The organism is Planosporangium mesophilum, from assembly GCF_016863255.1.
GTDB lineage: Bacteria > Actinomycetota > Actinomycetes > Mycobacteriales > Micromonosporaceae > Planosporangium > Planosporangium mesophilum.
The window spans coordinates 57,074-71,793 of sequence record NZ_BOON01000043.1 but is presented as its reverse complement, the minus strand read 5'-3'; the positions used below and the strand labels follow the sequence as shown (position 1 = coordinate 71,793).

Here is a 14,720-nt window from a genome sequence, read left to right as displayed (position 1 = left end):
TACGTAGGCTGATGCCATGTCCTCCCCGACTTACCGCAGTGGCAGCTCCAGCGGCAGCGCCTCGGTACCCAGTGGCCCCTCCACGTACCGGGGCAGCGGCAGGGCCCAGGTTCCTCCCCGTAGGGGGGATTACGGCCCGGTGCCTTCGCAGGGCCGTGGCGGGCCTCCGCCGCACGGCCCCGGAGGCCCGCCACGGGGCCCCGGTGGCGAGCCGTACCGTCGTGGCCCCCGGCCCCGCTGGGGACGGATCGCGCTGGTCGGCCTCGTCGCGCTGTTGATGGTGGCGGGTCTCGGTCTCGGTGGCGCGTTCCTGTACTACCGCAGTCTGGACTCGGGGCTGCAGCGCACCGACGCGTTCTCCAAGATCTCCGGAGCGCGGCCGCCGGCCGCCCCCGCCGGGGCCGAGAACATCCTGATGCTGGGTAGCGACTCGCGGGATCCGGAGAACAAGGCCAAACCGGGGCAGTGGCGCACCGACACCATGATCCTGGTGCACGTGAGCGCCGACCATCAGAAGGCCTACCTGATCTCGATCCCGCGCGACCTGTACGTCCATATCCCCGAGAGCCCCACCAACCCGGAGTTCGGTAACACCAACGCGAAGATCAACGCGGCGTTCGCGTGGGGTGGGGTTCCGCTCGCGGTACAGGCACTGGAGGGCTACACCGAGGTGCGCATCGACCACGTGGTGCTGGTCGACTTCGGCGGCTTCCAGCAGGTCACGGATGCGCTCGGCGGGGTCGACCTGAACATCGAGCAGTCCATCACGTCGATCCACAAGCCGTTCCGGCACTTCGACAAGGGCGTTCAGCACCTCAACGGCGCCGAGGCGCTGGACTACGTACGCCAGCGCTACCAGTTCCCCGACGGCGACTTCGGCCGGATGCGCCACCAGCAGCAGTTCATGAAGGCGCTGCTGGACAAGGCGACCAGTACCGGCACCATGAGCAACCCGTTCAAGCTCAAGGCGTTCCTGGACTCGGTGACCAAGGCGATGACGGTCGACAACGACTTCTCGCTCGCCGGCACCGCGTGGTCGTTCCGCAGCCTCACCAGCAAGGACCTGACGTTCATGGTCAGCCCGAACCGGGGCTCGGGAACGGTGAACGGCGAGAGCGTGGTCCTCTCCGACAAGAACAAGGCCCTGTCGCTGTACGACGCGGTGGCCAAGGACACGGTGAGCGACTGGGTCGCCCAGAACGGCACATCGGCCAAACCGGGTCAGTAGCCCACAGGACACCTACCAAAGGGAGTGCCTCCGGCAAGAGCGGAGGTGCTCCTTTTGGTATTTCGTGCCCCTGTCTCCCGTATTGGGAGCGTCGCGCAAGTCCTTCACGATCCGTACAGTCACACCGGACATAGATCAGACGTTGTACGAGCAGGAGGGCGGATGCAGCAGACCTCGAGCCGCCGATCGACGACCTACGGCCGGCCGGCGGTCGCACCGGGGTCGGCGCCGGTGCAGGGGCCGGGGCGGCAATCGGCACCGCCGTCGGCGCGTCCGGCCACCCCGGCGTCCGCGACCCCGGCGCCGCGCCGGCGCGACCCGCTCTGGGCGCGACTCCTGGTCGCGCTCGGTGCCGTCCTGATGCTGGCCGCCGGGGGTTCGATCATCGGGGTCAAGGTGCTGGTCGGGCAGGCCAGCAGCGGGATCACGCAGGACGACCTGCTCCGCGGCGCGGCCGGCGGCCGGGTCTCGATCGAGGGTCCGCTCAACATCCTCCTGGTCGGCATCGACGAGCGACCGGACAACAACGAGCCGATCCGGTCGGACTCGATCATCATCGCCCACATCAACGCCGCGCACGACCAGGCGTACCTGGTGTCCATCCCGCGTGACCTGGCGGTCGAGATCCCGCCCTACCCGAGGACGGGCTACCGGGGCGGCCGGGAGAAGATCAACGCCGCGTTCGCGTTCGGCAGCCAGGGCAAGGGCGGCCGGGACGGCGGCTTCGAACTGCTCGCGCTGACGATCCAGAAGAACGTCGCGCCGGGGATCAAGTTCACCGGCGGCGCGATCGTCGACTTCGGTGGGTTCCAGGCGCTCGTCAACTCGCTCGGCGGCGTGAACATGTGCATCGACCAGCGGGTGACCTCGCACCACATCGGCACCGACCGGAACGGCAAGTTCCTGGCGCCGTCCAAGGGCGGGAAGCCGGTGGTGTACGAGCCCGGCTGCCGGCGCCTGGCGCCCTGGCAGGCGCTGGACTACGCGCGCCAGCGGTACGGGCTCCAGAACGGCGACTACGACCGCCAGCGCCACCAGCAGCAGTTCCTCAAGGCGATGCTGAAGGAGGCCAAGAAGCAGGGCGTTACCGCCAACCCGGTCAAGGCGCTGCGGATGATGGAGGCGGCCGGCAAGGCGTTCACGGTGGACCGGCAGGGCGTCCCGCTCGAGGACTGGTTGTACACGATGCGTAACGTGATCAACAATGACCCGCTGATGCTCAAGACCAACGGCGGCCAGGCCAACTCGGTCAAGCTCAACGCGGAGGACGCGGAGCAGTTGACGCCGGAGAGTGTCCAGATGTTCCGGGCGATGCGTGACGACACGCTCGACCGGTTCGTGGCGGACCATCCGACATTCGTATCGAGCGATGGTTCTATCGGCTGACCTGCGGGTACCGGTTCGGTCGGTCAAGCAGTCGTGATCATGAGATCGTGGCGGTCATCCCCTAGACTGGCAGCCAGTCCCGTGGGCTCGGCCACCTCGGTGTGTGCCGGCGCGGGTCGGCGTCGGCACGGGGAGCAGCGACGGGCACGGCACGGAACCAGAGCAAACCGGATGATGGGAACACCTCCGGGCAGTCGGCGTTGCCGCCGGCCGACGTGACGGGCGGCGATCCCGGCCCGGGTGACGTTGAGGGGGCATCCGCGTCCGAGGGGGAGCCCTCCGCCGGTCCGCCCCGTGAACCGTCCGACGACGCCGCGGCGGAGCTTGCCGAAAGTGCGGAGCCGGCCGAAACGACCGAGGCCGACGTAACCGTCGAGCTTGCCGCAGTGGCCGAGCACCCTGAAACGGGCGAGCCGGCGGACGGGCCCGAGCAGGACGGGACCGACGAGGCCGCCGAGACGCACGAGGCCGCCGGAACGGCGGCCGCGGCCTTGCCGCCGCCCGCCTCGCGCAAGCCACCCGGCCGCGATCCGCTGTGGGCCCGGCTGCTCATCGTCTTCGGCGCCCTGATGATCGTCGCCGCGAGCAGCGTCATCACCGCGACCGAGGTGCTGGCGAACCGCTACGACGCCGCGGTGAGGAAGGGCACGCTCCTCGCGCCACAGGCCCGGACGGGCGGCGAGGACGAGGCGCCGCGTACGCGGGTCACCGGCCCCCTCAACTACCTGCTCATCGGCTCCGACGCGCGGTCGGACGACCCGACGGCCGGGCAGCGCTCAGACACGATCATCATCGTGCACGTACCGTCCTCCATGGACCGGGCCTACCTGATCTCGGTCCCCAGGGACCTGCGGGTGCAGATCCCGCCGTTCCAGAAGACGGGCTTCCCGGGCGGCCGAGAGAAGATCAACGGTGCGTTCGAGTACGGCGGTGGCGGCGAGGGCGGCGTCCAACTGCTGTCCACCACCCTCCACGACCTGACCGGCATCGAGTTCGACGGCGCCGCCGTGGTCGACTTCGGTGGCTTCGAGAAGGTCGTCAGGCAGCTCGGCGGGGTCAACATGTGCATCGACGAGCGCACCGAGTCCCAGCACATCGGCCATGACAAGAAAGGCGCGTTCCTGGCGCCGTGGTACGGGCCGGAGGGCTCCTACCGCAACTACGAGAGCACGCCCGAGGTCTACGAGCCCGGCTGCCGGCGGCTGGAGCCCTGGCAGGCGTTGGACTACTCGCGCCAGCGCAAGAGCATCCCGGACGGCGACTACGGCCGCCAGCGCCACCAGCAGCAACTACTGAAGGCGATCTTCGACGAGGCGCGCCGCCAGGGCGTGGCCACCAGCCCGCGCAAACTCGACTCACTGATCCGTTCGGTGGGTTCCTCGCTGACCGTCGACACCGGCGGATTGGACCTGGCCGACCTCGTGTACGCCCTGCGCGGCATCAACCCCGGTGATCTGGCCGGGATCAAGGTGCCGTCCGAGCCGCAGGAAATCGGCGGCATCTCGTACGTGGTGGCGTTCGAGGAGCAGGCCACCGCGCTGTACGAGGCGACCCGCCGCGACCGCCTCGACCTCTGGGTCCAGACGTACACGAACTGGGTCAACAGCCTGTGATCTGGCCCCGAAGGCACCCGAGTGGCCGGTCAGGCTCTAAGCTTGCGAACGTGTTTGGGCACAATCAGGTCCCCGGGATCGGCGCCGCCGAGGTGCCGGCCGAGGCCTACCTGCTGGATGTACGCGAGAACGACGAGTGGGTCGCGGGCCATGCTCCCGAGGCCCACCACGTACCGATGCACACGATCCCGGCCAGGCTGGACGAGATTCCGGTGGACCGGGACGTGGTCGTGGTCTGCCGGTCCGGCGGGCGCTCGGCGCAGGTCGTCGCGTATCTGCTCCAGTCCGGACGGGACAACGTCCGCAACCTGGACGGCGGCATGACCGCGTGGGCGCGGGCCGGCCGGCCGATGGTGAACGAGGACGGCGGCACGCCGCAGGTCGCCTGAGGTGGCAGCGAACCTGCCGTCCAGGAACCGCGCGACCCGAGTGCCGGCACCGACCCCGGTGAAGCGGCCGCTGGTGTTCGCCCACCGCGGCTCGTCGGTCGCCGAGCCGGAGCACACCCTCACGGCGTACCTGCGCGCGATCGAGGAGGGCGCCGACGGGGTCGAGTGCGACGTCCGCCTGACCCGCGACGGCCAACTGGTGTGCGTGCACGACCGGCGGCTGGAGCGCACCAGCAACGGGCAGGGGCTGGTCAGTACCCGTACCCTCGCCGAGCTGGGTGAGCTGGACTTCGGCTCCTGGCACCCGGGCCCCGGCGAGGACGACGACCTGGTGTACGACGTCACCGCCGACGGCCGGGCCCGCGTCCTCACGCTCGACCGGCTGCTCACGGCCGTCCACGAGGCCAACCGGCCGATGCGGCTGCTGATCGAGACCAAACACCCCAGCCGGTACGGGCCGGCGGTCGAGGAGAAGGTCGTCGAGGCGTTACGCCGGTACGGGGTGCACGAGCCCCGGCGGGGGCACCCCGTCGAGGTCTCGGTGATGTCGTTCTCGGCGCTCGCGGTACGCCGTACCCGTCGCCTGGCGCCCCTGCTGCCCACGGTGATGCTGATGGACCTGCTGCCGGCGGGCCTGCGAGGGGGCCGGCTGCCGTTCGGCTCGCGCGTCGGCGGCCCCGGCGTCCGTCTGCTGCGCGCCCACCCCGAGCTGGTGCAGCGGCTTCACGACCGGGGCCACCAGGTGTACGTGTGGACCGTGAACGAGGCGGCCGACGTCGACCTCATGATCGAGCTGGGCGTGGAGGGGGTCATCAGCGACCGGCCGGGGTTCGTGCGGCGACGGCTGGACGAGCTTGGCCTACCGCCCGCCTGAGCGGCCGGGCAGACTCGGCAGCATGTCCGTCTCCGCCTCCCCCGCCGAGCCCCTCGATCCCGTGGCGCTGCTCGACCGCCTGACCGACCTGATCGACTTCGCCGAGCGCAGTGAGGGCGCCCTGCCCGTACTGCAGCGCATCGTCGACCTGGCCGCCGACGCGACCGGCGGGACGGGTGCGGCGTTCGTCGGGTACGGCCCCTCGGGTGGTCATGTGGTCGCGGCCACCAGCCTGTTGACCTGGGCGGTAGGGCTGCCGATCGACGTGTCCGACCCCGAGGTGCTGGCGAAGCTCGCCGCGGTGAGCAGCGAGCAGACCTGCATCGGCGAGGTGCCGCCGGAGATGGCCGGCCCCATCCGCGGGAGCGGGATCGAGCGGGTCCTCTCCGCCGCCGGTACGGTGGCCGGCTCGCTGGTCGGCTCGCTGCATGTGTGCTTCCCCGACACCGACGGCTCCGCCGAGGCCCACCAGACCGCCGCGATGCGTGTGCTGGCCGCGGCGGCCGCCCGGGCCTACCGGTGGAACACCGACCCGGACGGGTCCGCGCCGGACCGGCCGGGTGCGGTGGTGACGCCCGAATCACAGGAGCGCGAGCGGGGCCGCGACCTCTTCATCGCGATGACCAGCCATGAGCTGCGCACTCCGGTCACGGTGATCAAGGGGTACGCGGACACGCTGGTCGAGCGGTGGGACTCGCTGGACGACCCGGCACGCCGGGAGGCCGTGCACGTCGTCTGGCAGCGCGCGCGGGAACTGGCCCGGCTGGTCGACCGCCTGTTGAACGCGGCGAGCGACCTCACCGGTGTGCGCGACGGCTCGGCCGCAACGCCGTTCGACCCCGCCCGGGTCCTGCGGGACGCCGTCGGCGAGCTCGCCCCCGAGCTGCGCCGCAACCTGCGGGTTGACCTACCCGACAGGCTGCCGAAGGTACGGGTGGACCGGGCCGGGTTCTCCACCGTTCTGACGGAACTGGTGACCAATGCGTGCAAGTACTCCCCGGACCGGGTAGATGTGGAGTTGACCGCCGGTGCGGACGGGTACACGGTCTGGATCAAGGTTGCCGACCGTGGCCTGGGGATCCGGTCGGAGCACGCCGAACGCGCCTTCGAGCGGTTCTGGCAACTTGAACGGGATGATCAGCGACAATACGGTGGGGTCGGCCTCGGGCTGTACCTCGTCCGGAAGATCGTCGAAAGACAGAACGGGTGGGTCAGTCTGCGCCCGCGCAAGGGCGGCGGAGCCGTCGCCGAGGTGCGGCTGCCCCGTGCCGACGCGGTGACGGAGTGACATGAGCAAGCGAGGCGCCGGTATGAGCACGCGTACCACCGAAGCGGAGCGCGTGTGGTGCGTGGTCGTCCCGCACCACGCGGAGGGCGCCCGCCTGGCCCGCCGCCGGTTGGCCGCGAGCCTTGACGGGCTGATGCCGGCGATGACGCGGTCGGACGCGGTCGCTGTCGCGGCCGAACTGGTCGGCAACTCCGTACGCCACGCCTCGCCCCTGCCCGGCGGCGTGGTCCGGGTGGCGTGGCGGCTGCTGTTCTCCGGTGGCCTCGAGATCCGGGTGACCGACGGCGGCGCCCTGACCGCGCCGACCGAACGCCAGGTCTCGGCCGACTCGCCCGACGGGCGTGGGTTGGCGATCGTCTCCGCGCTCTCCGAGCGGTGGGGAGTCGACCGGGACGGCCTCGGCCAGTGCGTCTGGGCCCGGCTCACGGCCTCGGCGGACGCCGTCGACGCGGCCGACCTTGCCGGCGCGCCGGTGTGAACCGACCCGGATGCGGGCCATACGGGGCCGCAGGGCCTAGGCTGGGTCGCCGTGAGCAAGCGTGCCAGGAACTCGCGTACCGGTACCGACGCCCCGAAGCGTCAGAAGGTCCGCGACATCTTCGTCCCCCGTCCGTTCGCCGGCCTGACCGACGAGGCCGAGTGGATCGCTCTGCGTGAGCTGATCCCGGCTGCCACCGCCCCGCTCAAGCTCAAGCCCGAGCTTGTCGAGCAGTACGGCGGCCGCGAGATCACCCTCGCGACCGTGCTGCCGATGGCCTGGCCGGCCATGACCAAGCCGGACGGCCGGATCTTCATCGGCCTGCAGCGGCACGTCCAGTCCGGCGACGTGTCCCGCGACCTGGCGGTGGCCCTGCTGCGGGCGCTGGAGACCGAACCGGGCGCCACGGTCGGCGTACCGGCGCTGCCCGGTGAGGGGCCGCGGTTGCAGGACGTCCTCGACGACGGTCCGCTCGAGGTCACGCTGCACGACAGCTACGAGTTCTGGCTGGACCCCGGGGCGACCGAGGACCCGAACGTGCAGGCGTCGCTGGAGCGGGCGAACGCCGCGATCTACCCGACGGTACGGCTCTCGGCCGCGCCGGCCGTGTACTGGTGCCGGATGCCGGACCGGGCCCACGTGCGGTGGGTCCTGACCGACGACGAGGACCGGGCCTTGGACGCGCTCGCCCGGCTGTCGGCGGCCGGTGGTCTGCCGCTGGCCGAGGGCACGAAGTTCGCCGGCATGTTCCGGGCGCACGGCCTGCTCGTACCCGTGTGGGACCTGCCTGTCGAGCCGGAGGGCCGGGAGTGGGAGGCGCCGGTGGCGGAGTTCGCCAAGCGGTACGCCGAGGCGCTGGCCGTGACGGAGCCGTTGACCTCCGCCGAGCGCCGGTCCCGCCAGGGCCTGCTGGGCCGCCAGTTCACCCTGCGCTGACGGCCCGCACGGCGCTCAGGACAGGCTGATCGGGGCGCGGTTCACCGGGGCGGACATGCAGCGCGGGCCACCCCGCCCGGACCCCAGCTCCGAGCCGCTGATCCGGATGACCTCGATGCCGGCCCGTTCGAGCTGGGCGTTGGTCTCGACGTTGCGCTCGTAGGCCACGCACAGGCGGGGCGCGATGGCGAGGGTGTTGTTGCCGTCGTCCCACTGCTCCCGTTCGGCCGTGACGGGGTCGAGGCCGGTGTCGATCACGCGCAGCGTGTCGATGCCGAGCGCCTTCGCCGCCGCGGTGAGGAACGGCTCCGGCGGGAACAGCCGTAGCTCCTCGCCGTCGCCGTCACCAGGGGTGACGGTCCAGGCCTCCAGGGTGTCGGCCATGTTCGGGTACATCACGACGGCGTCGACGTCGACCATGGTGCACACCGTGTCCAGGTGCATCGTGGCGCGCTCCTGGGCGATCGGTACGACCAGGACGGTGTGCGCCAGTCCGCGCGCGAAGCAGCGACGGGCCAACCGCTCGGCGCCGGCCGGGCGGGTCCGTTCACCGACCCCGACGGCGATCACCCCGGAGCCCAGGAGCAGCACGTCGCCGCCCTCGAGGTGTTCGAGCCCCGGCTCGTACACCAGCGGGGTCCCGGCGAACCGCGGGTGGTGGCGGTAGATCGCGTGGGTCAGCGTCGTCTCCCGGCCGCGGGCCGGCATGGCGAGGCTGGTCACCGCGGCCTCACCGCCCACCCAGACCGAGGAGTCGCGGGTGAACAGCAGGTTGGGCAGCGGGTCGATGATGAAATCGTGCCGGTCCAGCAGCGAGTACACGATGCCGCTGCCGGTGCGTAGCTCCTCGTGGGCCAGCCCGGCCATCAGGACGTCGGCGAGGCTCGCCGCGTCCAGGTCGTCGAGGTGCGCGGCGACCTCGGCGCGCAGGGTGTCGCCCAGTCGGACGTCGGAGAGGACGGCCTCGGTCAACTCGGCCCGGGCGGCCGGCATGCCGAGCACCTCGGTGACCAAGTCGGCCAGGTACAGCACCTCGACGCCGTGGCCGCGCAGCGCGGCGGCGAACTGATCATGCTCTTCCTGGGCCCGGCCGACCCACGGGATACCGTCGAAGAGGAGCGAGTCGTTGTTGCGGGGGGTCAGTCGCGCGAGCTCCCGACCCGGCCGGTGGAGCAGCACGGTGCCGAGGCGGCCGACTTCGTTGTCGACGTAGTGGTTCACAAGCAATCACCCTATCGGGTAGTCCGATATCGCCCATCTGGGCACGATGTGAATCAAGAACTTCGCGTGAATGAGGCATTCATCCGTACTCATCGGTGTCTCACTCATCGATGATCGTGTACGTTGACACGTAACGTGATGGCACAGGCACAGTCCGGCGCGACGTGGGAGGTGCGCGATGACGAGTTTCCTCCATACCAGCGATGGTCCAGACCTTCGATCTCCTGCCGAAGGGTACGCATCATCCGGGCACACCATGGAGGGACGGCCGTCCGCATTGGAGTGGCTTCGCGGCCGACGCGCGGAGCGGGAGAGCCGGCGCGCCGAGATCGCCCACCAACGGGCCGCGCAGCGACTGGAGGCCATCGGCCACAACTGGCGGGTACTCGATCTCCAGGCCGCGGCCGGCTCGGACCGGATGAACTTCCTCGCGGTCGGGCCGGGCGGCATTTTCGCGGTCACGGTCAAGGATCACGGGCGCAGCCGGGTCAGCTTCGCCGGCGACGTGGTGCAGATCGACGGGCGCCGGCCCAAGTACGTACAGGAGGCCCGCCGGGTCGCCAAGCGCGCGGCGACGGCACTGACGCGCATCGCCGGCATCTCGGTACCGGTGATCCCCGTGCTGGCGTTCGCCGGCAGCGGGACGATCACCGCGTACGGCCTGCCCAAGGGTGTGATCATCTCGTCGTACCAGGAGCTGGGGCGGGTGCTCAACGCGCGCGGCCAGCGGCTCGCGCCCGGTACGGTCGAGAAGCTGTACGCCCTGGCGGCGGACCCGGCGACGTGGTTCAACCCGCCGTACGTTCCGCTTGCGGAGCGGTACCGGTGGTACCCGGAGGGTGACAGTTCCGCCGCGAAGCAACCCTGACAAGAGATCGTTGGCCGGGTAATCTCAGTTCGCATGGCGCCCTGTAGTGTCACCCGCCCGACCGTCCGACGGCGCCCCGCTATTGCCGGAGTGCGCGATTATCCGACCCGGACCCTCGTCACCAGTGGCACGGCGCCGGATCGAGAGCCGATGATGGACAGGCTCTGCGAACCGCTGCGCGTCCTGGCCGCCTGAGGAGGCGCCGTGCCTCACGTCGAACTGTCGCTGTCCGAGCCCGCGGAGTCGCGGCGCCTGTCGGACCGGTCGCCCCTGGGTCGGTGGGCGAAGGCGGTGAAGGACGCGGCCGAGCCGTGCCTCGTCATCAACGCGAAAGGTCGGGTCATCACGCTGTCCCCGGCATGCCAGAGCATGTTCGACCTGGAGGAGCCGACCACCGGCCGGTACCTGCTCGACGTCCTGCGCCTGTTCGACTTCTCCAGCCCGGGTGGCGCGCTCAGCCACGGCGAGGCGAGGAAGATGCCGTCGCTCCTGGCCGTCGACTCCGGTCGGCTGGCCCGCGGTCTGCTGCGCGTCCAGTGTGACGACGGGTTGTGCACTGTGGATGCCGTCGCCACCCCGCTGCGGGACGCCGATAGCGAGCTGGTCGGCTCGCTCACATTCTTCTGCCCCGTCTGAACCTCCTCGCGGTCCTTTTCGTCCACTCTCGACGGGCAATCGAGCCCGCCATATGTCGCGTAGATCCCACGAACCGGTTTCTCGCTGGGATCCGCGACCGGTTGGCCCGTACTCTCCTTGCATGTTGCACCTGGAGCTGCTGCGCGAGGAGTACGCCGTCTGCCGCCTGCCGGCCGGCTCCCCTCTGCCGCAGAGTCTCCTGGCGAACACGGACCGAGACCAGGTGGTCTCGGTGACGTGGACCCCCGAAGAGGTGTCGATCATGTGCCCGGCCTCGTGCGCGCCCGAGGGCGCCGCGGTGGAGACGCCGTGGCGCTGCTTCCGGGTCGCCGGGCCGGTCAACCTCGCCCTCACCGGCATCCTCGCCTCGATCGTGAGCCCGCTGGCCGACGCCCGGGTCAATATCTTCGCGTTCTCCACATTCGACACCGACTATCTTCTGGTGCCATCGGTCCGGTTGGCCGAGGCGGTCACCGCCCTCACCGCGGCGGGGCATCGCGTCTCCGGCTAGCCGGCCTCAGACCGGCCGGACGGGGAGGGATCGTGAGCGAGTCGAAGGCACCGACCGGCGCGGCGCTCACGGCGGCGGTGGCGACGATCGTGATGGCGACGGCCGGCTGCGGCCGGGTCGAGCCCCTCCCGAGGCCGCACGCGAGTCCGTCGACGCCGCCCGGCCCGGCGATGTCGCCGAGCGACGAGAACCCGTACCCCACGATGCCGGAGCCTTCGTACCCCGGACCGGCGACCACCGCGCCGACGGATGTCACCGCGTCGCCCTGCGCCGGCCGGCCGAGCGCCAGCCAGGTGATCACGGCGCTGCGCCGGGACCCCGACCTGCGGCCGCCGAGCACGAGTCCCCGCGTGGTCGCCGGGCCGGTCTGCGCGGGCTCATGGCAGTACACCCTGCTGGACTTCCCGGGCCAGGGCCGGCTACAGGTGGTGTCGCGCGGCGGCGCCGACTCGCTCACGATCGTGACGGCCGGCACGTACGTATGTACGCCGGAGGTCAAGGGCGCGGCGCCGGCCGGCATCGTCGCCGCCGCACACTGCCAGTAGGCGGGATACGCTCCTCGACGTCAGACTGAGAGAGGGACCGCACCATGCCCGGCGTACCGTCGACCCGCTTCGTCTATCTCGGCCCCGAGGGCACCTTCACCGAGCAGGCGCTGCGTACGATCCCGGCCGCGGAGCGCGGCACCCGTACCCCGGCGCGCAGCGTGCCGGAGGCGCTGGACGCGGTCCGCGCCGGTGACGCCGACGCGGCGCTGGTACCGCTGGAGAACTCGATCGGCGGCCAGGTCGGAGTCACCCTCGACGAGCTGGCCGACGGGGCGCCGCTCGTGATCACCCGCGAGGTCGTGATCCCGGTGCAGTTCGTGCTCGGCGCGCGGGCCGAGCTGGCCCTCGACGGAATCCGGTCCATCGCCGCCCACCCGCAGGCGAGCGCGCAGTGCCGGCGGTGGCTGCAGGCGCACGTACCGTCGGCCACCGTGGTCGACGCGCTCTCCAACGGGGCGGCGGCGCAGGCCGCCGCGGCCGGGGAGTACGACGCGGCGATCTGCGCGCCGATCGGCGCGGGTCGGGAACGGTTGGCCGTGCTGGCCAAGGACATCGCCGACCACCCCGACGCCGTCACCCGGTTCGCGCTCGTGTCGCGGCCCGGCCCGCCGCCCCAGCCGACCGGGAACGACCTGACCACCCTCGCGGTGTACATCGCGCACGACCGGGTCGGGGCGCTGCTCGCGGTCCTCACCGAGCTCGCGGTACGCGGGGTCAACCTGACCCGGATCGAGTCCCGCCCGACCGGCGAGCGGCTCGGTCGGTACGTGTTCTTTCTGGACTGCTCGGGTCACGTGGCCGAGGTACGGATGGGCGAGGCGCTGCAGGGCCTGCGCCGGGTCTGCGCCGAAGTTCGCTTCCTCGGCTCGTACCCGCGGGCCGGGGCGGACCGCCCGGCGCCCACGCCGCCGGGCGCCTCGGACGCGGACTTCGCCGACGCCGCCGCCTGGCTGGCCCGGATCCGTGCCGGCGAGCCGTCCTAGCAAAGATCGGCACAACGCGGGATCGGCACAACTTCGGCGAAGTTGTGCCGATCCTGCCGGTCCCGCCGGGGTCAGTCGAAGATGCCGCCGAGCAGACCGCCGCCCTGGTTCTGCTGCCCACCGCCGTTGCCGCCCAGCCCGCCGGGGAACTCCTCCGACGGCTGTACGACCACGAAGCCCTGGCCGGCGAAGCTCATCGTGAACGCCTCACCCGTGGTACGGCCCAGCAGCGTGCCGATGCCGATCTGGTCGGCGCGGTGGTAGCCGGTCTGCAGACTCGTCGACCAGCAGATCGCCGCCTGCGGGTCGGCGTAGGTGGGCGCGTCGACGTTCAGGACCACCGGCGTGCCCTCGGTCGTGATGGCGATCCGACCGTGGCCCGAGAAGACGCAGTTGAACATGCCGGCGCTGGAGAACATGCCCAGGCCCTGGACCATCTTGATGTCGTACTTCAGCGTCGGCTCGAACGCGAGCACGTTGGAGCCGTTGATCGTGACGGAGTCGCCCGGCTCCAGGTCGATCAGGTGGACGTCGGCCGCGCGGTTGGCGAGGAAGAGGTCGCCGCGACCGGCGATCTTCATCAGGGGTACGCCCTCACCGGTCAGCTTCTGCTTGAGCCACTTGCCCATGCCACCCGAGCCCAGCGCCTGGAACTGCATCTGTCCCTGGTAGGCGACCATCGAGCCGGTCCGGGCCATGATCTCGCCGTTGAGCTCGACCTTGAGCATCTTGGAGTTCTGCAGCCGTAGGCCGGGCTGCTCGGACTCCTTCTCCATGTTTTCGGCGGCAAACAGTGCGCTGCGCATCGATCTCTTTCCTTCCGGTGGGTACCTCGCCCGCCACGATAGGTGACGGCGTCAACCGTCAGCCCCAGCCGAGCTCGTGCAGCCGCGCGTCGTCGATACCGAAGTGGTGGGCGATCTCGTGTACCACCGTCACCGCGACCTCCTCGACGACGTCGTCGTCGGTCTCGCAGATGGCGAGGATGGGGTTGCGGTAGATGAGGATGCGGTCGGGGAGCACGCCGGAGTAGTCCCAGCCGCGCTCGGTGAGGGCGTACCCCTCGTAGATGCCCAGCAACCCCGGCTCGTCCGGGGGCGGGTCGTCCTCGACCAGGATCACGACGTTGTCCATCAGCCCGAGCAGCTCGGCGGGCACCTCGTCGAGCGCCTCACCCACGAGCTCCTCGAACCGGGGGCGGGTCATCTCAACCGGCACGTGCGTATTGTGCCCGCCCGGCGCCGGGACGGGAACCGTAGACACGGTGGCGCCCCACGCGATCGTCGCGTGGGGCGCCACCGAGCCGGAGCGGTCAGACGAGCGTGGCGTCGAGCGTGATGTCGACGGCCGCCAGCGCCTTGGAGACGGGGCAGTTGGCCTTTGCCTGCTCGGCCAGCTTCTGGAACTCGTCGGAGTTGACGCCGGGCACGTCGGCGCGGGTGACCAGATCGATGCGGGTGATCCCGAAACCGGCGTCGGTCTTCTCGAGGTGGACCGATGCCTTGGTATCAACCGAGGTCGGTACGTGGCCGGCCTGCGACAGCATGTTCGAGAACGCCATCGAGAAACAGCCCGCGTGGGCTGCCGCGATGAGCTCCTCCGGGTTGGTGCCCTGACCGTTCTCGAACCGCGACGGGAACGAGTACGGCCCCTCGAAGGCGCCGGAGCCGAGGGCCATGGTGCCAGAGCCGTCTTTCAGCGAGCCCTGCCATTGGGCGGATGAGGTGCGAGTTGGCATAACTGCGACGCTAGCCGACCCGC

Annotated in this window: 17 protein-coding genes; 13 read left to right on the top strand and 4 right to left on the bottom strand. The window is 70.8% G+C overall.

Annotation, left to right across the window (positions count from 1 at the left end; translation table 11 throughout):
* Positions 1-16: 16 nt before the first annotated feature.
* From Pme01_RS22440 to Pme01_RS22405, 8 genes are all read left to right on the top strand, one after another.
* Entirely contained in the window at positions 17-1,228 is a 1,212-nt protein-coding gene (locus Pme01_RS22440) for an LCP family protein (protein WP_168113762.1), read from the top strand.
* 162 nt (positions 1,229-1,390) lie between these two features.
* Positions 1,391-2,614 (top strand): LCP family protein, encoded by a 1,224-nt coding sequence (locus tag Pme01_RS22435; protein ID WP_168113763.1) that lies wholly within the window; start codon positions 1,391-1,393, stop codon positions 2,612-2,614.
* 386 nt (positions 2,615-3,000) lie between these two features.
* Positions 3,001-4,227 (top strand): LCP family protein, encoded by a 1,227-nt coding sequence (locus Pme01_RS22430; protein WP_239088394.1) that lies wholly within the window; start codon positions 3,001-3,003, stop codon positions 4,225-4,227.
* Between the two features lie 50 nt (positions 4,228-4,277).
* Positions 4,278-4,616 (top strand): rhodanese-like domain-containing protein, encoded by a 339-nt coding sequence (locus Pme01_RS22425; protein ID WP_168113764.1) that lies wholly within the window; start codon positions 4,278-4,280, stop codon positions 4,614-4,616.
* Between the two features lie 58 nt (positions 4,617-4,674).
* Positions 4,675-5,490 (top strand): glycerophosphodiester phosphodiesterase, encoded by an 816-nt coding sequence (locus Pme01_RS22420; protein WP_168114078.1) that lies wholly within the window; start codon positions 4,675-4,677, stop codon positions 5,488-5,490.
* Between the two features lie 22 nt (positions 5,491-5,512).
* Positions 5,513-6,778, top strand: a complete 1,266-nt coding sequence (locus Pme01_RS22415) for a sensor histidine kinase (protein WP_168113765.1) — start codon at positions 5,513-5,515, stop codon at positions 6,776-6,778.
* 22 nt (positions 6,779-6,800) lie between these two features.
* On the top strand, positions 6,801-7,256 hold the full coding sequence (locus Pme01_RS22410; protein WP_168113766.1) for an ATP-binding protein: 456 nt from the start codon (positions 6,801-6,803) through the stop codon (positions 7,254-7,256).
* A gap of 51 nt (positions 7,257-7,307) precedes the next feature.
* Positions 7,308-8,192, top strand: coding sequence for a DUF5926 family protein (locus Pme01_RS22405; RefSeq protein ID WP_168113767.1), 885 nt, complete (start codon positions 7,308-7,310; stop codon positions 8,190-8,192).
* A 15-nt stretch (positions 8,193-8,207) separates the two neighbouring features.
* Here the strand turns inward: Pme01_RS22405 and Pme01_RS22400 are convergent, their stop codons facing one another.
* Positions 8,208-9,413 carry an arginine deiminase gene (locus Pme01_RS22400; protein ID WP_168113768.1) on the bottom strand — a complete coding sequence of 402 codons (1,206 nt, stop codon included), beginning with the start codon at positions 9,411-9,413 and terminating at the stop codon, positions 8,208-8,210.
* 277 nt (positions 9,414-9,690) lie between these two features.
* On the opposite strand from Pme01_RS22400, the gene Pme01_RS22395 reads away from it, so the two are divergent.
* The 5 genes from Pme01_RS22395 (at position 9,691) to pheA (ending at position 12,959) form a co-directional block, all read left to right on the top strand.
* Complete coding sequence (locus Pme01_RS22395) at positions 9,691-10,281, top strand: nuclease-related domain-containing protein (protein WP_239088393.1); 591 nt, start codon at positions 9,691-9,693, stop codon at positions 10,279-10,281.
* A gap of 204 nt (positions 10,282-10,485) precedes the next feature.
* A complete protein-coding gene (locus Pme01_RS22390) occupies positions 10,486-10,917 on the top strand; it encodes a PAS domain-containing protein (protein WP_168113770.1) in 432 nt (143 codons plus the stop codon).
* Between the two features lie 121 nt (positions 10,918-11,038).
* Positions 11,039-11,428 carry an ACT domain-containing protein gene (locus tag Pme01_RS22385; RefSeq protein WP_168113771.1) on the top strand — a complete coding sequence of 130 codons (390 nt, stop codon included), beginning with the start codon at positions 11,039-11,041 and terminating at the stop codon, positions 11,426-11,428.
* Positions 11,429-11,460: 32 nt separating this feature from the next.
* On the top strand, positions 11,461-11,973 hold the full coding sequence (locus Pme01_RS22380) for a hypothetical protein (protein ID WP_168113772.1): 513 nt from the start codon (positions 11,461-11,463) through the stop codon (positions 11,971-11,973).
* A gap of 44 nt (positions 11,974-12,017) precedes the next feature.
* On the top strand, positions 12,018-12,959 hold the full coding sequence (pheA, locus tag Pme01_RS22375; protein ID WP_168113773.1) for a prephenate dehydratase: 942 nt from the start codon (positions 12,018-12,020) through the stop codon (positions 12,957-12,959).
* A gap of 71 nt (positions 12,960-13,030) precedes the next feature.
* Here pheA and Pme01_RS22370 read toward each other — a convergent pair whose 3' ends face one another.
* The 3 genes from Pme01_RS22370 to Pme01_RS22360 form a co-directional block, all read right to left on the bottom strand.
* Complete coding sequence (locus tag Pme01_RS22370; RefSeq protein WP_168113774.1) at positions 13,031-13,765, bottom strand: AIM24 family protein; 735 nt, start codon at positions 13,763-13,765, stop codon at positions 13,031-13,033.
* Between the two features lie 58 nt (positions 13,766-13,823).
* Positions 13,824-14,165: a metallopeptidase family protein gene (locus Pme01_RS22365; protein WP_168114079.1), complete on the bottom strand. Its 342-nt coding sequence runs from the start codon at positions 14,163-14,165 to the stop codon at positions 13,824-13,826.
* A 106-nt stretch (positions 14,166-14,271) separates the two neighbouring features.
* Entirely contained in the window at positions 14,272-14,697 is a 426-nt protein-coding gene (locus tag Pme01_RS22360) for an OsmC family protein (protein WP_168113775.1), read from the bottom strand.
* Between the last annotated feature and the right edge of the window lie 23 nt (positions 14,698-14,720).

Coding starts and splice junctions, on each gene's coding strand:
- Pme01_RS22370 (WP_168113774.1), bottom strand. CDS start 13,765: ATGCGCAGCGCACTGTTTGCCGCCGAAAACATGGAGAAGGAGTCCGAG.
- Pme01_RS22365 (WP_168114079.1), bottom strand. CDS start 14,165: ATGACCCGCCCCCGGTTCGAGGAGCTCGTGGGTGAGGCGCTCGACGAG.
- Pme01_RS22415 (WP_168113765.1), top strand. CDS start 5,513: ATGTCCGTCTCCGCCTCCCCCGCCGAGCCCCTCGATCCCGTGGCGCTG.
- Pme01_RS22435 (WP_168113763.1), top strand. CDS start 1,391: ATGCAGCAGACCTCGAGCCGCCGATCGACGACCTACGGCCGGCCGGCG.
- Pme01_RS22360 (WP_168113775.1), bottom strand. CDS start 14,697: ATGCCAACTCGCACCTCATCCGCCCAATGGCAGGGCTCGCTGAAAGAC.
- Pme01_RS22385 (WP_168113771.1), top strand. CDS start 11,039: ATGTTGCACCTGGAGCTGCTGCGCGAGGAGTACGCCGTCTGCCGCCTG.
- pheA (WP_168113773.1), top strand. CDS start 12,018: ATGCCCGGCGTACCGTCGACCCGCTTCGTCTATCTCGGCCCCGAGGGC.
- Pme01_RS22410 (WP_168113766.1), top strand. CDS start 6,801: ATGAGCACGCGTACCACCGAAGCGGAGCGCGTGTGGTGCGTGGTCGTC.
- Pme01_RS22440 (WP_168113762.1), top strand. CDS start 17: ATGTCCTCCCCGACTTACCGCAGTGGCAGCTCCAGCGGCAGCGCCTCG.